This is a genomic window from Neorhizobium populisoli, from assembly GCF_019430945.1.
GTDB lineage: Bacteria > Pseudomonadota > Alphaproteobacteria > Rhizobiales > Rhizobiaceae > Neorhizobium > Neorhizobium populisoli.
In genome coordinates this window covers 150,638-168,081 of record NZ_JAHYCB010000009.1, presented here as the reverse complement: position 1 = coordinate 168,081, position 17,444 = coordinate 150,638, and the positions used below count along the sequence as shown (strand labels likewise).

The 17,444-nt window shown below is 59.6% G+C and carries 18 protein-coding genes; 7 read left to right on the top strand and 11 right to left on the bottom strand.

The annotated features are described in order from the left end of the window. Positions 1–146: 146 nt before the first annotated feature. Positions 147–989 (bottom strand): fumarylacetoacetate hydrolase family protein, encoded by an 843-nt coding sequence (locus tag KX729_RS24200; RefSeq protein WP_219745048.1) that lies wholly within the window; start codon positions 987–989, stop codon positions 147–149. Between the two features lie 182 nt (positions 990–1,171). On the opposite strand from KX729_RS24200, the gene KX729_RS24195 reads away from it, so the two are divergent. After that, complete coding sequence (locus KX729_RS24195) at positions 1,172–1,771, top strand: nitroreductase family protein (RefSeq protein WP_219745047.1); 600 nt, start codon at positions 1,172–1,174, stop codon at positions 1,769–1,771. Positions 1,772–2,012: 241 nt separating this feature from the next. Here KX729_RS24195 and gyrB read toward each other — a convergent pair whose 3' ends face one another. The 5 genes from gyrB to KX729_RS24170 all read right to left on the bottom strand — a co-directional run bounded on the left by gyrB (position 2,013) and on the right by KX729_RS24170 (position 7,572). Continuing rightward, positions 2,013–4,448: a DNA topoisomerase (ATP-hydrolyzing) subunit B gene (gyrB, locus tag KX729_RS24190; protein ID WP_219745046.1), complete on the bottom strand. Its 2,436-nt coding sequence runs from the start codon at positions 4,446–4,448 to the stop codon at positions 2,013–2,015. 152 nt (positions 4,449–4,600) lie between these two features. Further along, complete coding sequence (locus tag KX729_RS24185; RefSeq protein WP_219745045.1) at positions 4,601–4,966, bottom strand: helix-turn-helix domain-containing protein; 366 nt, start codon at positions 4,964–4,966, stop codon at positions 4,601–4,603. A gap of 183 nt (positions 4,967–5,149) precedes the next feature. Continuing rightward, positions 5,150–5,752, bottom strand: coding sequence for a Smr/MutS family protein (locus tag KX729_RS24180; RefSeq protein WP_219745044.1), 603 nt, complete (start codon positions 5,750–5,752; stop codon positions 5,150–5,152). A gap of 9 nt (positions 5,753–5,761) precedes the next feature. Next, positions 5,762–6,877 (bottom strand): murein transglycosylase A, encoded by a 1,116-nt coding sequence (gene mltA, locus KX729_RS24175; RefSeq protein WP_219745043.1) that lies wholly within the window; start codon positions 6,875–6,877, stop codon positions 5,762–5,764. After that, positions 6,874–7,572 (bottom strand): Tim44/TimA family putative adaptor protein, encoded by a 699-nt coding sequence (locus KX729_RS24170; protein ID WP_219745042.1) that lies wholly within the window; start codon positions 7,570–7,572, stop codon positions 6,874–6,876. The genes mltA and KX729_RS24170 overlap by 4 nt, the downstream gene beginning before the upstream one ends. Before the next feature lie 127 nt (positions 7,573–7,699). On the opposite strand from KX729_RS24170, the gene KX729_RS24165 reads away from it, so the two are divergent. Further along, the gene (locus tag KX729_RS24165) at positions 7,700–8,287 is read left to right on the top strand and encodes an FxsA family protein (protein ID WP_219745041.1); all 588 of its coding nucleotides are present in this window, start codon (positions 7,700–7,702) and stop codon (positions 8,285–8,287) included. A 138-nt stretch (positions 8,288–8,425) separates the two neighbouring features. Beyond that, positions 8,426–8,902, top strand: a complete 477-nt coding sequence (gene secB, locus KX729_RS24160; protein ID WP_219745040.1) for a protein-export chaperone SecB — start codon at positions 8,426–8,428, stop codon at positions 8,900–8,902. Positions 8,903–8,971: 69 nt separating this feature from the next. On the opposite strand, the gene dnaQ is transcribed toward secB, so the two are convergent. From dnaQ to KX729_RS24135, 5 genes are read right to left on the bottom strand one after another with little or no spacing between them, the layout of a single operon-like run. Continuing rightward, complete coding sequence (dnaQ, locus tag KX729_RS24155; protein ID WP_219745039.1) at positions 8,972–9,679, bottom strand: DNA polymerase III subunit epsilon; 708 nt, start codon at positions 9,677–9,679, stop codon at positions 8,972–8,974. Beyond that, positions 9,672–10,277 (bottom strand): dephospho-CoA kinase, encoded by a 606-nt coding sequence (coaE, locus tag KX729_RS24150; RefSeq protein ID WP_219745038.1) that lies wholly within the window; start codon positions 10,275–10,277, stop codon positions 9,672–9,674. The genes dnaQ and coaE overlap by 8 nt, the downstream gene beginning before the upstream one ends. Next, positions 10,277–11,134, bottom strand: coding sequence for a shikimate dehydrogenase (locus KX729_RS24145; RefSeq protein ID WP_219745037.1), 858 nt, complete (start codon positions 11,132–11,134; stop codon positions 10,277–10,279). The genes coaE and KX729_RS24145 overlap by 1 nt, the downstream gene beginning before the upstream one ends. After that, on the bottom strand, positions 11,127–11,720 hold the full coding sequence (locus KX729_RS24140) for a Maf-like protein (RefSeq protein WP_219745036.1): 594 nt from the start codon (positions 11,718–11,720) through the stop codon (positions 11,127–11,129). The genes KX729_RS24145 and KX729_RS24140 overlap by 8 nt, the downstream gene beginning before the upstream one ends. A 34-nt stretch (positions 11,721–11,754) precedes the next feature. After that, complete coding sequence (locus tag KX729_RS24135; RefSeq protein ID WP_219745035.1) at positions 11,755–12,576, bottom strand: pyruvate, water dikinase regulatory protein; 822 nt, start codon at positions 12,574–12,576, stop codon at positions 11,755–11,757. Between the two features lie 474 nt (positions 12,577–13,050). Between KX729_RS24135 and hemE the strand changes: the two genes are divergently transcribed. The 4 genes from hemE to mnmE all read left to right on the top strand — a co-directional run bounded on the left by hemE (position 13,051) and on the right by mnmE (position 17,401). Next, a complete protein-coding gene (gene hemE / locus KX729_RS24130) occupies positions 13,051–14,013 on the top strand; it encodes a uroporphyrinogen decarboxylase (RefSeq protein WP_376776056.1) in 963 nt (320 codons plus the stop codon). Further along, positions 14,010–14,555: a protoporphyrinogen oxidase HemJ gene (hemJ, locus tag KX729_RS24125; RefSeq protein ID WP_219745033.1), complete on the top strand. Its 546-nt coding sequence runs from the start codon at positions 14,010–14,012 to the stop codon at positions 14,553–14,555. The genes hemE and hemJ overlap by 4 nt, the downstream gene beginning before the upstream one ends. A 184-nt stretch (positions 14,556–14,739) precedes the next feature. Next, entirely contained in the window at positions 14,740–16,005 is a 1,266-nt protein-coding gene (rho, locus tag KX729_RS24120) for a transcription termination factor Rho (protein WP_219745032.1), read from the top strand. An 88-nt stretch (positions 16,006–16,093) separates the two neighbouring features. Further along, positions 16,094–17,401, top strand: a complete 1,308-nt coding sequence (gene mnmE / locus KX729_RS24115; RefSeq protein ID WP_219745031.1) for a tRNA uridine-5-carboxymethylaminomethyl(34) synthesis GTPase MnmE — start codon at positions 16,094–16,096, stop codon at positions 17,399–17,401. The last annotated feature ends 43 nt before the right edge of the window (positions 17,402–17,444 follow it).

The following is a 17,444-nucleotide window of genomic DNA, read 5'->3' as shown; positions in this document are numbered from 1 at the left end:
GATCATCTGGTGTCCTTACAATGGCATGTAAGCCTTAAGGTTCCGTCTTCCAAGAGTGGTTAAGGACCCGTGTCGCACTGCAACACGGGTCCCTCATCACTTATAGGTTATTCGCATTTCGCAAGGGCGAGGCGAAATCCGGTCGCTCAGATATCGGCAACGAAGGTCTGTTTCTGGGTGCCGAGGCCATCGATGCCGAGCTCCACCACGTCGCCAGCCTTCAGGAAGCGCTGCGGCTTCATGCCGAGACCGACGCCCGGAGGCGTGCCGGTGGAGATGACATCGCCCGGATGCAGCGACATGAACTGGCTGAGATAGGAGACCAGGTAACGAACGCCGTAGACCATGGTCTTGGTCGAACCGTTCTGCACCTTCTCGCCATTGACCGTCAGCCACATGCCGAGGTTCTGCGGATCGGCGACTTCATCGGCGGTAACCAGCCAGGGACCGATCGGGCCAAACGTGTCGCAGGACTTGCCCTTGGTCCACTGGCCGGAGCGCTCGGACTGGAAGGCGCGTTCGGAAACGTCGTTGGTCAGGCAGTAACCGGCGACGTAATCCATCGCGTCTGCTTCAGAAACGTATTTTGCGGTCTTACCAATGATCACGCCGAGCTCGACTTCCCAGTCGGTCTTTTCCGAACCGCGCGGAATGACGACGTTGTCGTTGGGACCGACAATCGCCGAGGTAGCCTTCATGAAGATGATCGGCTCCGGCGGAACGGTCGCGCCGGTTTCGGCGGCATGGTCGGAATAGTTGAGGCCGATGCAGATGAACTTGCCGGTGCCGGAGACACAGGCGCCGATACGGCCGGCCTGCAGTTCCGGCAGGCTTTCGAGGTTCAGGGCGGCAATTTTCGTCAGGCCTTCTGGCGAAATCGCCGCGCCACCGATATCCGCCACATGGCCGGACAGATCACGGATCTTGCCGTTGCCATCAAGAATTGCCGGCTTTTCCTGGCCCAGCTCACCAACGCGCATCAGTTTCAAAGGATAGTCCTCCACTTGGATTTCGAGAGGTTATGAAACATGCGCTCAAGCTTGTCACGCCGAAATCGGCCTTACCAGTTCTCCTGGCGGGTTCTCTCGGCCGGAAATCTGTTGCCAAGCCGGTGGTGCGGTCTATTTTCAAAACCTCCCGCCTCCCAATCATTCAACACCATGAGGATACTATGACCAGCAGCAATACCCGCGAGTCGGAATTTCCGATCGATACGTTCTTTCTCGACCGCTGGTCACCGCGCGCCTTCACCGAAGAGACGATGGATCAGGAGACGATCCTGACTATTCTCGACGCCGCGCACTGGGCGCCCTCTTCCGGCAACAACCAGCCTTGGCGGTTCGTTTACGGCCTGCGCGGCACGCCGTCCTTCGATGTCATTCTCGACATTATTTCGCCGGGTAACCAGCGTTGGGCGAAAAATGCCGCTGCCCTGCTGGTCGTCGTTTCGAAGACCTATCGCGTCGCTCAAGATGGCGAGCACAAGACTGCCTATACCCATTCCTACGATACAGGCGCCGCATGGTTCTCGGTCATCTGCCAGGCCATGAAGCTCGGCTACCATGCGCATGGCATGGAAGGTTTCGACAAGGAAAAAGCCGTCGAGGTGTTGGGATTGCCGGAGGGCTACCGTCCGGAAGCGGCAGCGGCGATCGGGCGGATCGCGGACAAGAGCACCCTGCCCGACGACCTTGCCGAGCGCGAAGTGCCAAGCAAGCGCAAACATGTTTCCGAGATTGCCTTCGATGGGAAGTTCACCGGCGAGGCATGAGACGCCCCTTTTGCCGGTTAACGATTGTTTCACGTGAATCCATATCCACAGGAAAGATTCACGTGAAACATTTTTCAGCTAGACAAATAAAAACGGCGGCCTGCATTGGGCCGCCGTTTTTATATTTCTTAGCTTCACTGCCGTCATCCTCGGCCTTGTGCTGAGGATCTAAACCGTCCGCCACACGGTAGGCGTAGATAGATGCTCGGGACAGGCCCAAGCATGACGGCCACCGTGAACCTTAAATATCCAGGTTCGCAACGCTCAGCGCGTTTTCCTGAATGAATTCGCGGCGCGGCTCGACTTCGTCGCCCATCAGGCGGGAGAAGAGGCCGTCGGCATCGGTCGCGTCGTTGACGCGGACCTGCAGCAGCGAGCGGACGTTCGGATCGAGCGTGGTTTCCCAAAGCTGGTCGGCATTCATCTCACCAAGGCCTTTATAACGCTGCATGGAAAGACCTTTGCGGCCGGAGGCGAAGATCGCATCCAGAAGCGCACGCGGTCCGGACATTTCCTGGGAACCGTCCTTGCGCGCCAGCACCGGCGGCGTGCGATAGATTTCCTGCAGGCGAGCGGACATCTGGTCGATATGGCGGGCATCGGCCGAACCGATCAGCGCCACGTCGACAAAGGCCGCTTCCTTGACGCCGCGCACCATACGCTCGAAACGTAGACCGCCTTCGGCCGTGACGTGGCCGGTCCAGCCGCGTTCGGTCTCCTCGGCAATCATGTCGAGGCGACGTGCGACTTCGTCAGCGGTCTGCTGGGCACGTTCCGGGTTGTCGGTGAGTTCCGGGTTAAGCGCGCCGGCAATCGCCGCCTGTTCGATGATCGAACGATTGTAGCGGGAATGCAGGCCGTCGATCAGGGTGCGCAAACGCAGCGCATCCTGGATGACTTCGCGCACGTCCTGGCCGGCACGCACTTCGCCCGAACCGAGCGTCAGCGTCGTTTCTTCCAGGCCCATGGTGATCAGATATTCTTCCAGCGCGCCTTCGTTCTTCAGGTACTGGATCGACTTGCCGCGGGTCACCTTATAAAGCGGCGGCTGGGCGATATAGATATGGCCGCGTTCGATCAATTCCGGCATCTGGCGGAAGAAGAACGTCAGAAGCAGGGTACGGATATGGGCGCCGTCGACGTCTGCATCCGTCATGATGATGATCTTGTGGTAACGCAGCTTGTCGGCGTTGAATTCGTCCTTGCCGATCGAAGTGCCAAGCGCGGTGATCAGCGTGCCGATTTCCTGGCTGCCCAGCATCTTGTCAAAACGGGCCCGCTCGACATTGAGGATTTTTCCGCGCAAGGGCAGAATAGCCTGGTTTTCGCGCGAACGGCCCTGCTTGGCCGAACCGCCGGCGGAGTCACCTTCGACGAGAAACACTTCGGACTTGGCGGGATCGCGTTCCGAGCAGTCGGCGAGCTTGCCGGGCAGCGAGGCGATGTCCAGCACACCCTTGCGGCGCGTCAGTTCGCGGGCCTTGCGGGCCGCCTCGCGGGCAACAGCGGCTTCGACAACCTTGCCGACGAGGATCTTCGCTTCAGTCGGATGTTCTTCGAACCAGGTGCTGAGCGCTTCGTTGACGAGGCTTTCGACGACCGGGCGGACTTCCGAGGAGACCAGCTTGTCCTTGGTCTGCGAGGAGAACTTCGGATCCGGAACCTTGACGGAGAGGACGGCGGTCAGGCCTTCGCGGCAGTCTTCGCCCTGCAGCGTCACCTTTTCCCTCTTGGTGATGCCGGAACTGTCCGCATAGGACGTGACCTGGCGGGTCAGGGCGCCACGGAAACCGGCCATATGCGTGCCGCCATCGCGCTGCGGGATGTTGTTGGTGAAGCAGAGGACGTTTTCGTGGTAGCTGTCGTTCCACCACATCGCCACTTCAACGGTCATGCCGTCCTTTTCGCCCTTGATGGTGACCGGCTTGTCAACCAGCGGCTTCTTGGAACGGTCGAGATAACGGACGAAGGCTTCGAGGCCGCCGTCATAAAGCATTTCCTCTTCCTTGATATCCGGCTTCCGCTTGTCGGTGAGCCGGATTCGAACGCCGGAATTCAGGAATGCGAGCTCGCGCAGGCGATGCTCCAAAGTATTGTAATCGTATTCGGTCATGGTGAAGGTCTGCGAGCTGGCGAGGAAGATCACCTCGGTGCCCGAACGGCCTTCATATTCGCCGACCACTTCCAGCGGCGCGTCTGCGACGCCGTGAGTGAAGGAAATCTGGTGGACCTTGTTGTTGCGGCGGATGCGCAGCTTAAGCCAGACGGAGAGCGCGTTGACCACCGAAACGCCGACGCCGTGCAGGCCGCCGGAAACCTTGTAGGAGTTCTGGTCGAACTTACCGCCGGCATGCAGCTGGGTCATGATGACTTCGGCGGCCGAAACGCCTTCGTCCTTGTGAATGTCGGTTGGAATGCCGCGGCCGTTGTCGGTCACCGAAACCGAACCGTCGGCGTTCAGCGTCACCGTCACCAGGTCGGCATGGCCGGCCAGCGCTTCGTCGATCGCGTTATCGACGACTTCGTAGACCATATGGTGCAGGCCGGAACCGTCATCGGTGTCGCCGATATACATGCCTGGACGCTTGCGGACGGCATCGAGGCCCTTCAGAACCTTGATCGAGTCGGCACCGTATTCGGCACTCGCGCCATTCTCGCTGACGGGTGTATCGGTCATCAATTATCTTCCAGTTCGTTAAAGGTGCCGGTCTAACGGATCATTCGAGCGAATCACCGCCATTCCACCCTTGGAATATAGGGAATTGAAGGCGGTTTCTAAAGGTTGAGCCGAGTGAAAGCGGCGGATAAGCCGTGGATGCATCCTGAAAATCAACCGGGCAGACGCCCTTTTTTCAGGATGATGTGAAGTTCCTCTATCACGTCCGGCGACAAAGTGCGAATCGCCCGCGCCAGATCGTTTGCGAGGGCGGTGTAGGCAGCCGGCAGACCCGCCGTATCGAGCATGACCTTGGGATGCGAGGTCTGCCCCAGACGGAACAATTCCTCCGCCTCGTCCCAGATGACGTTGAAATAACCGGCGATCCGCTGCAGCAGTTCGAATGTCGGGCTGCCGCGCTTGCCGTGCTCCAGCGCCGAAAGATAGGCCGGGGTGACACCGATCGCCGCAGCGAGATCCTTCTGAGTGACGCCCTTGCGCTTGCGCAGTTCGCGCAGCATCTGGCCGAAGGGCGTCAATTGCCGCTCCCACGGTTTGGTGCGCTAAGCCTATCATCCACCGGCGTCGTATGAACCTCGCTTCCCACTAGCGGCAAAACCGTCGCATAGCGGATGGCGCCGGTACGTCGAAATCCCGATGATCCCCTCCTCACGGTGGGAGATTGGCCAGGCGCACCGTTACATGCCCTATGCAGGCCGCTGCTATTCATGTCCCGAAAACCTGTTCGTCCCACGCGACAGCCGCACATACATGGCGCCCTCGCCACCATGATGGCGCGCCGCCCATTCGTAGGACGAGATCAGAATGCGGAATTCAGCCTTGGAGAACCACAACGGCACGGCACGGCGGAGTGCGCCTTCGCTGCCCATCGAGCTGCCCTTGCCGGTGATCACCAGAACATGCCGCAAGCCGCGGTCCCAGGCGCGCAGCAGGAAATCCAGCAGAAGATCGTGCGCCTCGTCCTGATAAAGCCCGTGAAGATCAAGCCGCGCCTCGATCGGTAGCCGGCCTTTGGCGAGCTTTTTCTTGACCGGTTTTTCGAGAGGCTGGTGTTGGGTGATCGGGCGCTTGGCCGGAAGGGAAACGGGTATATCGACGACCTGAGTGATCAGGCGCGGTGGTGGTTTCGGCTTTGCCGCCTGCCTTGCCTGTTCTCGGGCCCGCTCTTCGGCGACAAGCCGCGCTTCCTCTTCCTGCTCGAATTCGAGAATCTGCTTCATGCGGCCGGGAAGCGCGTGGGCGGATTTCGCCACCTTGCCCCAGAGCATGCGTTCTTCCGGATCGAGTTTTCGGCCGCCCTTCATGATCTTCCCTTAGGCGCCGTATCTGCCGGCGGCTTCATTCGGGACGAGAATATAGAAGTCTGCATCGTTGCGCACCGTGCCCGCGAGCTCTCCGGCTTCGAAACCGGAGCCGGTGAAGATGTCGCCGCGCGCCGGACCGACGATCGCCGAGCCGGTATCGAGCGCCAGCATCAGCCTGCCGAAGGGTGCGCCGCCATCGAGATGGGTGAGCGTTTCGGAGCAGATGAAGAACGGAAAGCCGAATGTGTGGATCTGGCGGTCGACGGCCAGCGAACGGCCGGGGATCAGCGGCACCTTGGCTGCGGCCACCGGACCCAGTGACGGATCGGAAACGTCGGCCTCCCGGAAGAAGATATAGGACCGGTTATGCCAGAGGACCTCATCAACCTTAGCCGGATTCTCAGAAAGCCAGGTGCGGATGCTCTGCATCGAAATCTTCGCCGGATCGATCTCGCCACGGTCGATCAAAAGCTTGCCGATCGGCGAGAAGGGATGGCCGGCCTTGGCGGAATAGGTGATACGACGGATATGACCATCCGGATATTTCAGCCGGGCGGCACCCTGGACATGGATGAAGAAGACATCGACCTTCGACCTGGCATAGGCGATTTCCAGTCCGCGGCCTTCCAGATAACCGCGGTCGATTTCGCCGCGATCCGGGTAGGGCTCGATGCCTTCCGGCGTCTGCCGGCCGAACATGTAGCCGGAGTCCAAACCCGCCGGGCGGTTGGTCTCGTCGAGATCGACGAGATCGTCGGGACGAAAATAGAAGGGGTGTTTCCAGACGTCGTCTCGCGTCGGCGAGACCTCGACTTCCGGCTCGTAAAAAGCGGTGACGAAACCGCGCCGTCCGTCTTTGCGGGAAATCAGGAAAGGCGTGCAGTGCTGTTCGAAAAAGGCGCGGGCCGAAGCGGCATCTGGCAGCTCTCCATCGGCCTTTTCCAGAAACGAAGCCAGCTCCCCGGCGGTAAGGCCGAGGGAGCCGCTACGATAAGGCTTGGTATTACGGATATGATCGAGCGAAGCCCGCATGCCCGCAAACAGCGGCACTGGGTCATCCCTCTCCCATCCTACAAGATCGGAGAAGGAAACCTGTTTCAGGTCGAAATCCGGTATCGCGCTCATTGTTCGGATTCGGTCGCGACCAGCTTCCAGTTCGGATCGCGGGAGCGGATATCGCGGGCGAAGGTCCAGATGTCGGTGACCTCGGCCACCGATTCCTGATCGCCGTCGATCAACGTGCCGGCCTTGTCATAGGTGGCGGAAATCAGCTGGCTGACGATACGGACGGTGATCTGCTCTTCGGAATCCTTGACCACCGCATGGGTGAGATCGGCCTTGTCGATGCCGACAAAGGTGGATTTCACCACTTCGCCACGGCTTTCGCGATCGGAGATCGCCGCATCGAAACCGTCAAAGACTTCCTTGGAAAGAAGACCCTTCAGCGTCTTCCTGTCACCATCGGCGAAGGCCATGACGATCATCTCATAGGCCATCTTGGCGCCGTTCAGGAACTCGCGCGGACGGAAGGATGGATCGGCCTTTACCACATCGCGGAGAGCCGCATTGAGCGGCGTATCCGGTTTTGCCACCGCGTCGATATCCGCGTAGCGCTGTTCTTCGGTTTCGGCATCCCTGCGCGGCAGGGTGACGACCTTGCTGTCGTCCCCACCCGGATTCTTGGCCACGTCGCGCGGGCTGTAAGGATCTACCGGCGGCTTCTCGTTTCCAGTCCGCCGGCCGAGAACACTGCGCAGTTGCAGGAAAATCAGAACAGCGGCGACGAGGAAAAAGAGTGTTATAAAGTCGTTGGAGCCCATCTTAACCCGCAATTGGCGTTTAAATTTTTGTTGCAGCTTCTCATATAGTCCGCAACCGCTCATCATTCAAATAGCGAAGGCGTCAGCGCCGGAGAGCAATTCTCCGAATATCCAACAGGGAACAGGAATGCGTTTCTCCATCGTGCCACTTTTTCTCCTTCTCTGGCCGCTCGCAGAGATCGCCGGCTTCGTTCTGGTCGGTAAGGTGATCGGCGTCTGGGCGACGCTCGCCCTGGTGATCGGTACGGCTTTGCTCGGCGCGCTTCTGATGCGCCGTCAGGGCATGCGGCTTCTTCGGCGCGTTTCCGCCGAAAGCCGCAGAGGCCGTGCGCCGGGCCAGGCGCTCGTCCACGGCGCGATGGTCGTGGTCGCCGGCATCCTGCTTCTACTGCCCGGCTTCCTGACCGACATCCTCGGGTTCGCCTTGCTTATTCCTGCGGTGCGCAGTTTCATCTGGGCGCAGATCGGCAGGCGCATCGTCGTCACCCGTACAGGCGCTGCAAGCGCCGGCGCGGGCTTTCGCTACAGCCGCCCTCCCGAAGACCAGGGGTCGGCGCGCAGCAAGGGCAACGACAAGGCGGGACCGGTCGTCGATCTCGACGAAGAGGATTTTCATCGCAATCCCGATCCGTCCGGGGCCAATCTTTCGCCGCCGAACGCTTCCTCCCCGCGCTCCTCTTCTCCTTGGGCCGGGCCGAAAACCGAGGAACCCTGATACTCTGTTCCTGTTATTCGGGATCAACGCATGTTTACCTACTCTTGAATGGAGGAAGCCCGTTTCGGCATTTGGCCTTGAAACGCGGCACTCCAAAATGATAGAGGCCTCACGACATCAAGCCTCGAGGGAATCCCAATGGCAGACGAAAACAATCAGGCCGCAGCGCCTTCGCTCAATATCCTGGCTCAGTACACCAAGGATCTCTCCTTCGAGAACCCGGGTGCGCCCCGCTCGCTGCAGGCACGCGACAAGGCTCCGGCGATCAACATCAATGTCAACGTCAATGCCAATCCGCTTTCCGAAGTGGATTTCGACGTCATCCTGACGCTTGAAGCCACGGCCAAGGACGGCGACGCGATCGTCTTCGCAGCCGAACTGGTTTACGGCGGCGTTTTCCGCATTTCCGGTTTTCCGCAGGAGCACATGCTGCCGCTGCTCTTCATCGAGTGCCCGCGCCTGCTGTTCCCGTTCGCCCGCCAGATCATCGCCGACGTTACCCGTAATGGCGGTTTCCCGCCGCTGATGATCGACCCGATCGATTTCGCGCAGATGTTCACGCAGCGCATGGCCGAAGAACAGGCCCGCTCGCAGGTCAACGCGCTCAACAGCTGAGCTGGTCTACCGTCTAAAAAAAGCCCGGGTCGTCGTCCGGGCTTTTTTATGTCGCCTATCCAGTTTTGATCATTCGTCCTGTTCGTATTTCAGCCAGACGGCCTTGCCCTTCATCGAGGCAATCATCGTGGCATGGGCGGCCATCTCGGCTTCCGTCACCCGGTTCGGCAACGGCCGCGGACGTCCGGTAAAACCGATCGCAATATCGTCGGCTTCGTTTCCGCCGGCGCCCGAGCCGTCCGATCCCATCAGGCCGAGAGCCGCCTGACGGCCGCCGGTCATCTCGATGTAAACTTCCGCCAGGAGTTCGCTATCGAGAAGCGCTCCGTGCTTGGTGCGGTGGGCATTGTCGATGCCGTAACGCCGGCAAAGCGCATCGAGCGAATTCGGCCCCATCGGATGTTTGCGACGCGCCATGGCCAGCGTATCGACGACCTGGTCCGACATGACGGGGGCAAGGCCGAGACGGCCGAATTCAGCGTTGATGAAACCCATATCGAATGTCGCGTTATGGGCGATCCATTTGGCGCCTTCGAAAAAGTCGATGATCTCCTGGGCCACATCGGCGAAGACCGGCTTGTCCTTCAGGAATTCCTCGGTAATGCCGTGGACCGCGAGCGCATCGGGATGGATCTTGCGGTCGCCGGGATTGATGTAGATATGGATCGTCTTGCCGGTCGGGAAATTGTTGATCAACTCCACACCGCCGATTTCGATGACGCGGTCGTTCTTGGATTCAAGACCGGTGGTTTCCGTATCGAAAATGATCTCACGCATGGTCGGTCGGTATCCCTTCGGTTCTGAGGCGAGTGACGATCTGGTGCACCCTGGCCCTTGCCGCTTCCATCCCGAGACCGGTATCGACGAGGAAATCGGCGCGCTGGCGTTTTTCCGCATCCGGCATCTGGCGGGAGAGAATCATCGCTAGTTTTTCCTCCGTCATCCCCGGTCGCGCAAGCACCCTCTCGCGCTGGATCTGTGGATCACAGGTGACGACGACGATAACATCGACGCGATCCTCACCCTTCACTTCGAAAAGAAGCGGAATGTCGAGAAGGACAAGGTCCATTCCGGCTTCGCGCTGATGGGCCAGAAATTCCACCTCGCGACGGCGGACGAGCGGATGGACGATCGCCTCCAGCTGCCTGAACTTTTCCGGGGCGGCCGCAAGCTGGCGAGAAAGTTCCGGCCGATCGATTATCCCGTCCTTCACCGTGCCGGGAAATGCCTCGCCGACTGGAGCGACCGCATCGGTGCGGTAGAGATCGTGAACCACCGCATCGGCATCGTTTACCGGCACGCCCTCGTCGACGAACATCTTCGCCGTCGTCGATTTGCCCATGCCGATCGAGCCGGTCAGTCCGATGACGATCATCAATGCTGTTCCATATCGGCGATGACGAGATCGCGCAGCACGCTGTCCACCACCGGCCGGCGGCCGAACCATTTTTCAAAACCGGGAACGGCCTGATGCAGCAACATGCCGAGGCCGTCGACGATCGGGAAACCCTGTTCTTCGGCCTGGGCAAGCAGCGGCGTCTTCAGTGGGATATAAACAATGTCGGTGACGACGGCATCGGATGCGAGCGGCGAGAAATCGATGGCTGGGGCTTCAGTCCCGTCCATGCCGAGCGACGTTGTGTTCACGAACAGCCCGGCCCCCGCCATGACTTCCGTGAGCGCTGCAACCGGATGAGCATGCACCTTCGGCCCGAACCGATCGGCCAGTTCCTGTGCTCTTGAAAGCGTCCGGTTGACCACGTGGATTTCGTCGATGCCGCGGTCGCGGATCGACTGAATGACCGCGCGGCTCGCACCACCGGCGCCGAAGATCACGGCGCGACCCGTCTTGTCCCAGCCGGGATGGCGGTGGTCGAGATTGGCGACGAAACCATAACCATCGGTATTGGAGGCATGCACTTCACCGTCCTCCACCCAGAGCGTATTGGCGGCGCCCATTTCTTCGGCAATCGCATCCGGCTTGTCGGCGAGCTTGAAGGCCAGTTCCTTGTGCGGGATGGTGACATTGCCGCCACGATAACCGGAGCTGCCGTCCTTCAACGCTTTCACGAAGGCCGGAAAGTCGTCTTCGGTCACCGGAACCGCCTTATAGCTGCCGGCGATTTCGAACTGTTTCAGCCAATGGCTATGAATGATCGGCGAGCGGGAATGCTTGATCGGCCAGCCGGTGACGAAAGCGTTAACCAAAAATGTTTCACGTGAATCAGCCATCGATCGCTCCCAGCGCACGAAGTTTATCGAGTAGCGGCAGCATGGGGAGGCCGAGAATGGTGAAATAGTCGCCGTCGATCCGGGTGAAAAGCTGGATGCCCTCGCCTTCCAGCTGATAGGCACCGACGCTGGTAAAGACCTTTTCGCCGACCCGGTCGAGATAGCGATCAACGAAGGCTTCACTGAGATCACGCACCGTCAGATCCGCATGCGCTACATGTTCCCAGACAAGCTCACCATCCTGGACAAGAGCGATAGCGCTGTTCAATCGGTGTGTCTTGCCGGAGAGGGACAGGACGCTTTCGCGCGCTTCGTCGCGTGACTTCGGCTTGTGATAAACCCGGTCGCCCAGTGACATGGTCTGGTCCGAGCCGATCACGAGTGCGCCGGCAAAGTGGCGGGCGACATCCATCGCCTTGGCGCGCGCCAGGGTCAGAGCCGTCGCGTCGGGGCTTGCATCTTCCAGCCCCGCTTCGATCGCCCTTTCGTCGATATCGGCGGCGCGGCTTTCGAATGAAAGTCCGGCATTTTCCATCAGCATTCGGCGGAAGGGGCTCGACGAGGCGAGCACGAGCGGCAGGGTCACGGGAAACTCCGAGGGAAAAAAAGCCCGAATCGGCTTAACGCAGCTTCGGACGCAGCGCAACGATCGCCGCTGCCGTCTCCTCGATCGACCTACGGGTCACGTCGATGATCGGCCAGTTGTTGCGGCTGCAAAGCGATCGGGCATATTTCAGCTCCTCGTTGATCGTCGCGCGGTCGGTATAATGCTGCCGGTCGAAGCCGTTCGTCGTTCCGAGTTCGCGGTTCTCACGCACCTGGCTGATCCGATCCGTGGTGGCGACCAGACCGACGATGAGCGGGCGGGTGGCGCGGTAGAGGCCTGACGGCAGGTCGACACCCGGCACGATCGGGATATTGGCGGTCTTGATGCCGCGATTGGCGAGATAGATACTGGTCGGCGTCTTCGAGGTACGGCTGATGCCGATCAGCACGACATCCGCCTCGTCGTAATCGTCCGGCAACTGGCCGTCATCGTGATCCATGGTAAAATTCAGCGCTTCGATGCGCCGGAAATATTCGGCATTCAGCGCATGCTGCGCTCCGACCCTGCGACGCGACGGCGCTCCGAGATAGGCCTGGAAGGTCGCCATCACCGGTTCGAGAACATTGACGGACGGCAGGCCGAGTTCGCGGCATTTCTCATCGATATAGGTGGCAAGTTCCTGATCGACGATCGTGTAGAGAACGATGCCGGGCTCCTGATCGATCGCCTCCAGCACGGCCGCGATCTGCTTCCTGTTGCGGATCAGCGGATAGACATGTTCGATCGGCAGCGAAGACTGGAATTGCGCAGCGGCGGCCCGGCCGGCGGAGATGAGAGTCTCGCCCGTTGAGTCAGATATGAGGTGAAGATGGAAGAAGTTTTTTCTGTTCTCCACGCTGTTCTTTACCCTTTGTTGATAACTCGGGAGAGACCATCGACTTTACCCGAGCGGCCTGCCGGCTTCGGGAAAACCGCCTGGTTATCCACATTCGCAGATCGGTCGGATGCGGATCGGACGTGGTTGTGCGCTCTGGGGACAAGTCCTTCAAGGGCTTTTCTTCTCCCCAGCTTATCCACAGCCAGGGACTTTTAGCTGTATGAGCTATTATTCTGGAATCGCTGATGAATCTCGACTCGTCCCCATAGAGTCTGAATAGCCGCCGCTTTTCATCCTTCGCGACGCCTCGAAGCGGCGGATCGTCGCGTCAGCTGTGATTTGACTTTAATCCTTGCTACTCACCGACTCTAAGAAATAGAAACTCTTTTAAAAATCATTCTTTGTTTTAGGGAGAACCCATTGACCGGCGTCACCCGGAAGATCGTCGAAGTGCTGGAAGGCAAGACGCTTACCCCACCGCCAATCTGGCTTATGAGACAGGCAGGACGTTATCTGCCGGAGTACCGGGAAACGCGGGCGAGGGCCGGAAGTTTCCTCGATCTCTGTTATTCGCCGGATTTCGCTGTCGAGGTCACCCTCCAGCCGATCCGGCGTTACGCTTTCGATGCGGCGATCCTGTTCTCCGACATCCTGGTCATTCCCGATGCCCTGAAGCGCAACGTGCGTTTCGTGCAGGGTGAAGGTCCGCAAATGGACCCGATCGACGTCTTTGGTATCGCGGCCCTGAAGGACGATGCGGTTCTGCCGCACCTGGCGCCAGTCCTGGAGACGGTTCGCAGGCTTCGGGATGTCCTGCCCCCGGAGACCACGCTGCTCGGCTTCTGTGGCGCTCCCTGGACGGTTGCGACCTATATGATCGCCGGCCACGGCACGCCGGATCAGGCGCCCGCTCGTCTCTTCGCCTACCGCCATCCCGAAGCGTTCGAAAAGCTGCTGTCGTTCCTGGCGGAGGTCTCGGCTGAATATCTGATCGCCCAGATCGATGCCGGCGCCGATGCTGTGCAGATTTTTGATTCCTGGGCAGGCGTGCTGGGTGAGACGGAATTCGAAGCTTTCGCCATCAAGCCGGTGGCGCGGATGATCGAGATCGTCCGGCGCAAACGTCCGGCGGCCAAGATCATCGCGTTCGCCAAGGGCGCGGGTTACAATCTGAAAACCTACCGTCAGAAGACCGGCGCCGATGCGATCGGGCTGGACTGGTCGGTGCCGCTGCCCTTCGCCGTCGAACTGCAGAAGGACGGCCCGGTTCAGGGCAATCTCGATCCGATGCGGATGGTGGCCGGCGGAAAGTCTCTGGATGACGGGATCGATGCGATCCTGCAATCGCTCGGGGCCGGCCCGCTGATCTTCAATCTCGGTCATGGCATCACGCCGGAAGCCAATCCCGACCATGTCACCCAGCTCGTCAATCGCGTTCGCGGAGCGCGGGGATGACCAAACCGGAACTCCAGCGCGGCGAACCGGCCGGCCGGCGCTCGGCGCTTCGGGCGGTCGTGGCGCTTGTGATCTTCGTCGGCATCCTGCTTGCGGTCTATCTCGCCCGGCCGGACGATTTCATCCTTTACATCAAGGCTTTCCATGTGATCGCCGTGATGTCCTGGATGGCGGGGCTTCTCTACATGCCGCGGCTGTTCATCTATCACAGCGACGCCGAACCGGGTTCCGCCCAGTCGGAAACGTTCAAGATGATGGAACAGCGGCTTTTGAAGATCATCATGAACCCGGCGATGATGATCACCTGGGCGCTCGGCCTGTTCCTCGCCTGGGACGTCTACGAATTCCGCGGCGGCTGGCTGCATGCGAAAATCGCGCTGGTGGTGCTGCTCACCATGGTGCATGTGCTGTTCAGCCGCGCTGTGCGCAACTTTGCCGCGGACGGTCCGCGCCGTTCGCCCCGTTACTGGCGGCTGATGAACGAACTGCCGACCGTTTTGATGATCGGTATCGTCATTCTCGTGATCGTGAAGCCGTTCTGACGCGCTTTCTTTAGCAAGATTTGCGTGAGGCCCCTTGCGGCTCACCACGTGAACCGCTATTTTCCGCCCATCTCATCTCGTGGCATGCGTGTAATTTCCTGTCGTCCCCGGATCATCTTCCGCGGTAGCGAATTTCACCACACGCCTACATTCCCCCTTAAATTATCAATGTGGTCCCCTCTTCATGGCTGAAATGAAGCTTCAAGAACTCAAAAGCAAATCCCCGACCGATTTGCTGACCTTTGCCGAATCACTTGAGGTCGAGAACGCCAGCACGATGCGCAAGCAGGAGCTGATGTTCGCAATCCTCAAGGTTCTGGCAAGCCAAGACGTCGAAATCATCGGCGAGGGCGTGGTCGAGGTCTTGCAGGACGGGTTCGGCTTTATGCGTTCCGCAAATGCCAACTATCTTCCCGGTCCTGACGATATCTACATCTCCCCCTCCCAGATCCGCCGCTTCTCGCTGAAGACCGGCGACACGGTCGAGGGGCCGATCCGCGGTCCGAAGGAAGGCGAACGTTATTTCGCGCTCCTCAAGGTCAACACCATCAATTTCGACGATCCGGAAAAGATCCGTCACAAGGTCCATTTCGACAACCTGACGCCGCTTTATCCGAATGAGCGCTTCAAGCTTGAACTGGATGTCCCGACGTCCAAGGATCTGTCCGCCCGCGTTCTCGACCTCGTGGCACCGCTCGGCAAGGGCCAGCGCGGCCTGATCGTCGCTCCGCCGCGCACCGGTAAGACCGTTCTCCTGCAGAACATCGCCCATTCGATCACCGCCAATCATCCGGAATGTTACCTGATCGTCCTGTTGATCGACGAGCGTCCGGAAGAAGTCACCGACATGCAGCGCTCGGTGAAGGGCGAAGTGGTTTCCTCGACCTTCGACGAACCGGCAACCCGTCACGTGCAGGTGGCCGAAATGGTCATCGAAAAGGCCAAGCGACTTGTCGAACATGGCCGTGACGTCGTCATTCTGCTGGATTCGATCACCCGCCTCGGCCGCGCATACAACACCGTCGTGCCGTCATCCGGCAAGGTCCTGACCGGTGGTGTCGACGCCAACGCCCTGCAGCGCCCGAAGCGCTTCTTCGGTGCTGCACGTAACATCGAAGAAGGCGGTTCGCTGACGATCATCGCAACGGCGCTGATCGATACCGGCAGCCGTATGGACGAAGTCATCTTCGAAGAGTTCAAGGGCACCGGTAACTCTGAAATCGTGCTCGACCGCAAGGTCGCCGACAAGCGCATCTTCCCGTCGATGGATATCCTCAAGTCCGGCACGCGTAAGGAAGACCTGCTGGTGCAGCGCCAGGATCTCCAGAAGATCTTCGTGCTTCGCCGCATCCTGGCGCCGATGGGCACCACAGACGCGATCGAGTTCCTGATCGACAAGCTGAAGCAGACGAAGAACAACGGCGATTTCTTCGATTCGATGAACACATAATCCTTAGCCGGATTCTTTCCTTGAACAGAGCGCCCGGTCATGCCGGGCGCTTTTGAGTTTCCGGGGCTTTGATTTTTTAGAGGCACGCATGACGGCCGCATTTGCAGATACGATTTTTGCCTTGTCCAGCGGCGCCTTGCCGGCTGGAGTTGCCGTCATCCGCCTGAGCGGCTCGCGGGCAATCGAAGTGGCATCGACGCTGGCGGGCGATATTCCATCTAACCGGAAAGCAGCACTGCGAACGATTCGTAGCCGGAACGGTTCGATCATCGATCGTGTGCTTGTTATCGGTTTTCCGGCACCGAACTCGTTTACCGGTGAGGATTGCGTCGAGCTCCATCTGCATGGCAGCCGGGCTGTGGTTTCGGCGATCTATGACGAGCTAGCGCAAATTCCGGGATTGCGACTGGCCGAAGCTGGCGAGTTTTCCCGGCGAGCTTTCGAAAACGGCAAGATGGACCTGGTCGAGGTTGAGGGTCTTGCCGACCTCATCGCGGCGGAAACCGAAATGCAGCGCCGCCTAGCGGTGGAGCAGAGCTTTGGCGGCCAGTCGGCACTTTACATGGACTGGGCCGCGCGGCTGACCCGTTGCCGGGCGCTGATTGAGGCCGAACTCGATTTCGCCGACGAGGATGACGTGCCGGGCTCTGTTTCGGATCGTGTCTGGGCGGAGGTCGGTGATCTCTATCTGGAGATCAACGAACATATTGCCTTTGCCAAGGCCGGCGAAGTCATTCGGGACGGCTTCAAGGTGGTGATTGCCGGGCCGCCGAATGCGGGAAAATCCAGCCTTCTGAATGCCCTGGCCCAGCGCGACGTGGCGATCGTTACGGAGATCGCCGGAACGACTCGCGACGTTTTGCATATCGATCTCGATATGGAAGGATATCTCGTCCGGTTCTTTGATACGGCCGGTCTTCGGGAAACCGAGGATCGTATCGAGAAGGAAGGCGTGCGGCGTGCGCAATTAGCGATCGAGCAGGCCGACCTGATCATCCAGCTTGAAGAGATCGATTCGCGATCGAAACAGAATCCGACGGCAGGCGATATCGAGATCATTCGGGTCGGAAGCAAGCGGGACATTCATGGTCCCTCGCCTGCATATGACCTGTGCATTTCCAGCCAGTCCGGCGAAGGCATGGAAGAATTGCGGCTGGCCATTCTGGAGAGGATCCGTTCGCTATGGACCGGCTCTCTGGTTCCAAACCGCGCCCGTCATCTCCGCTATCTGAAAGACGCTTCCAATTTCATCGAAGAAGCGCTAAATGGCCGCGAGCTGGATTTGCGCGCGGAAAGTCTCCGCGCCGCCGCCTCGTCCCTGGGGCGGATTACCGGCAGGGTAGATGTCGAGCAGCTTCTCGATGTCATTTTTTCGCAGTTCTGCATAGGCAAGTGATTCACGTGAAACAGGCGGTTTTCCGCCTTTCACATGGGTGGTG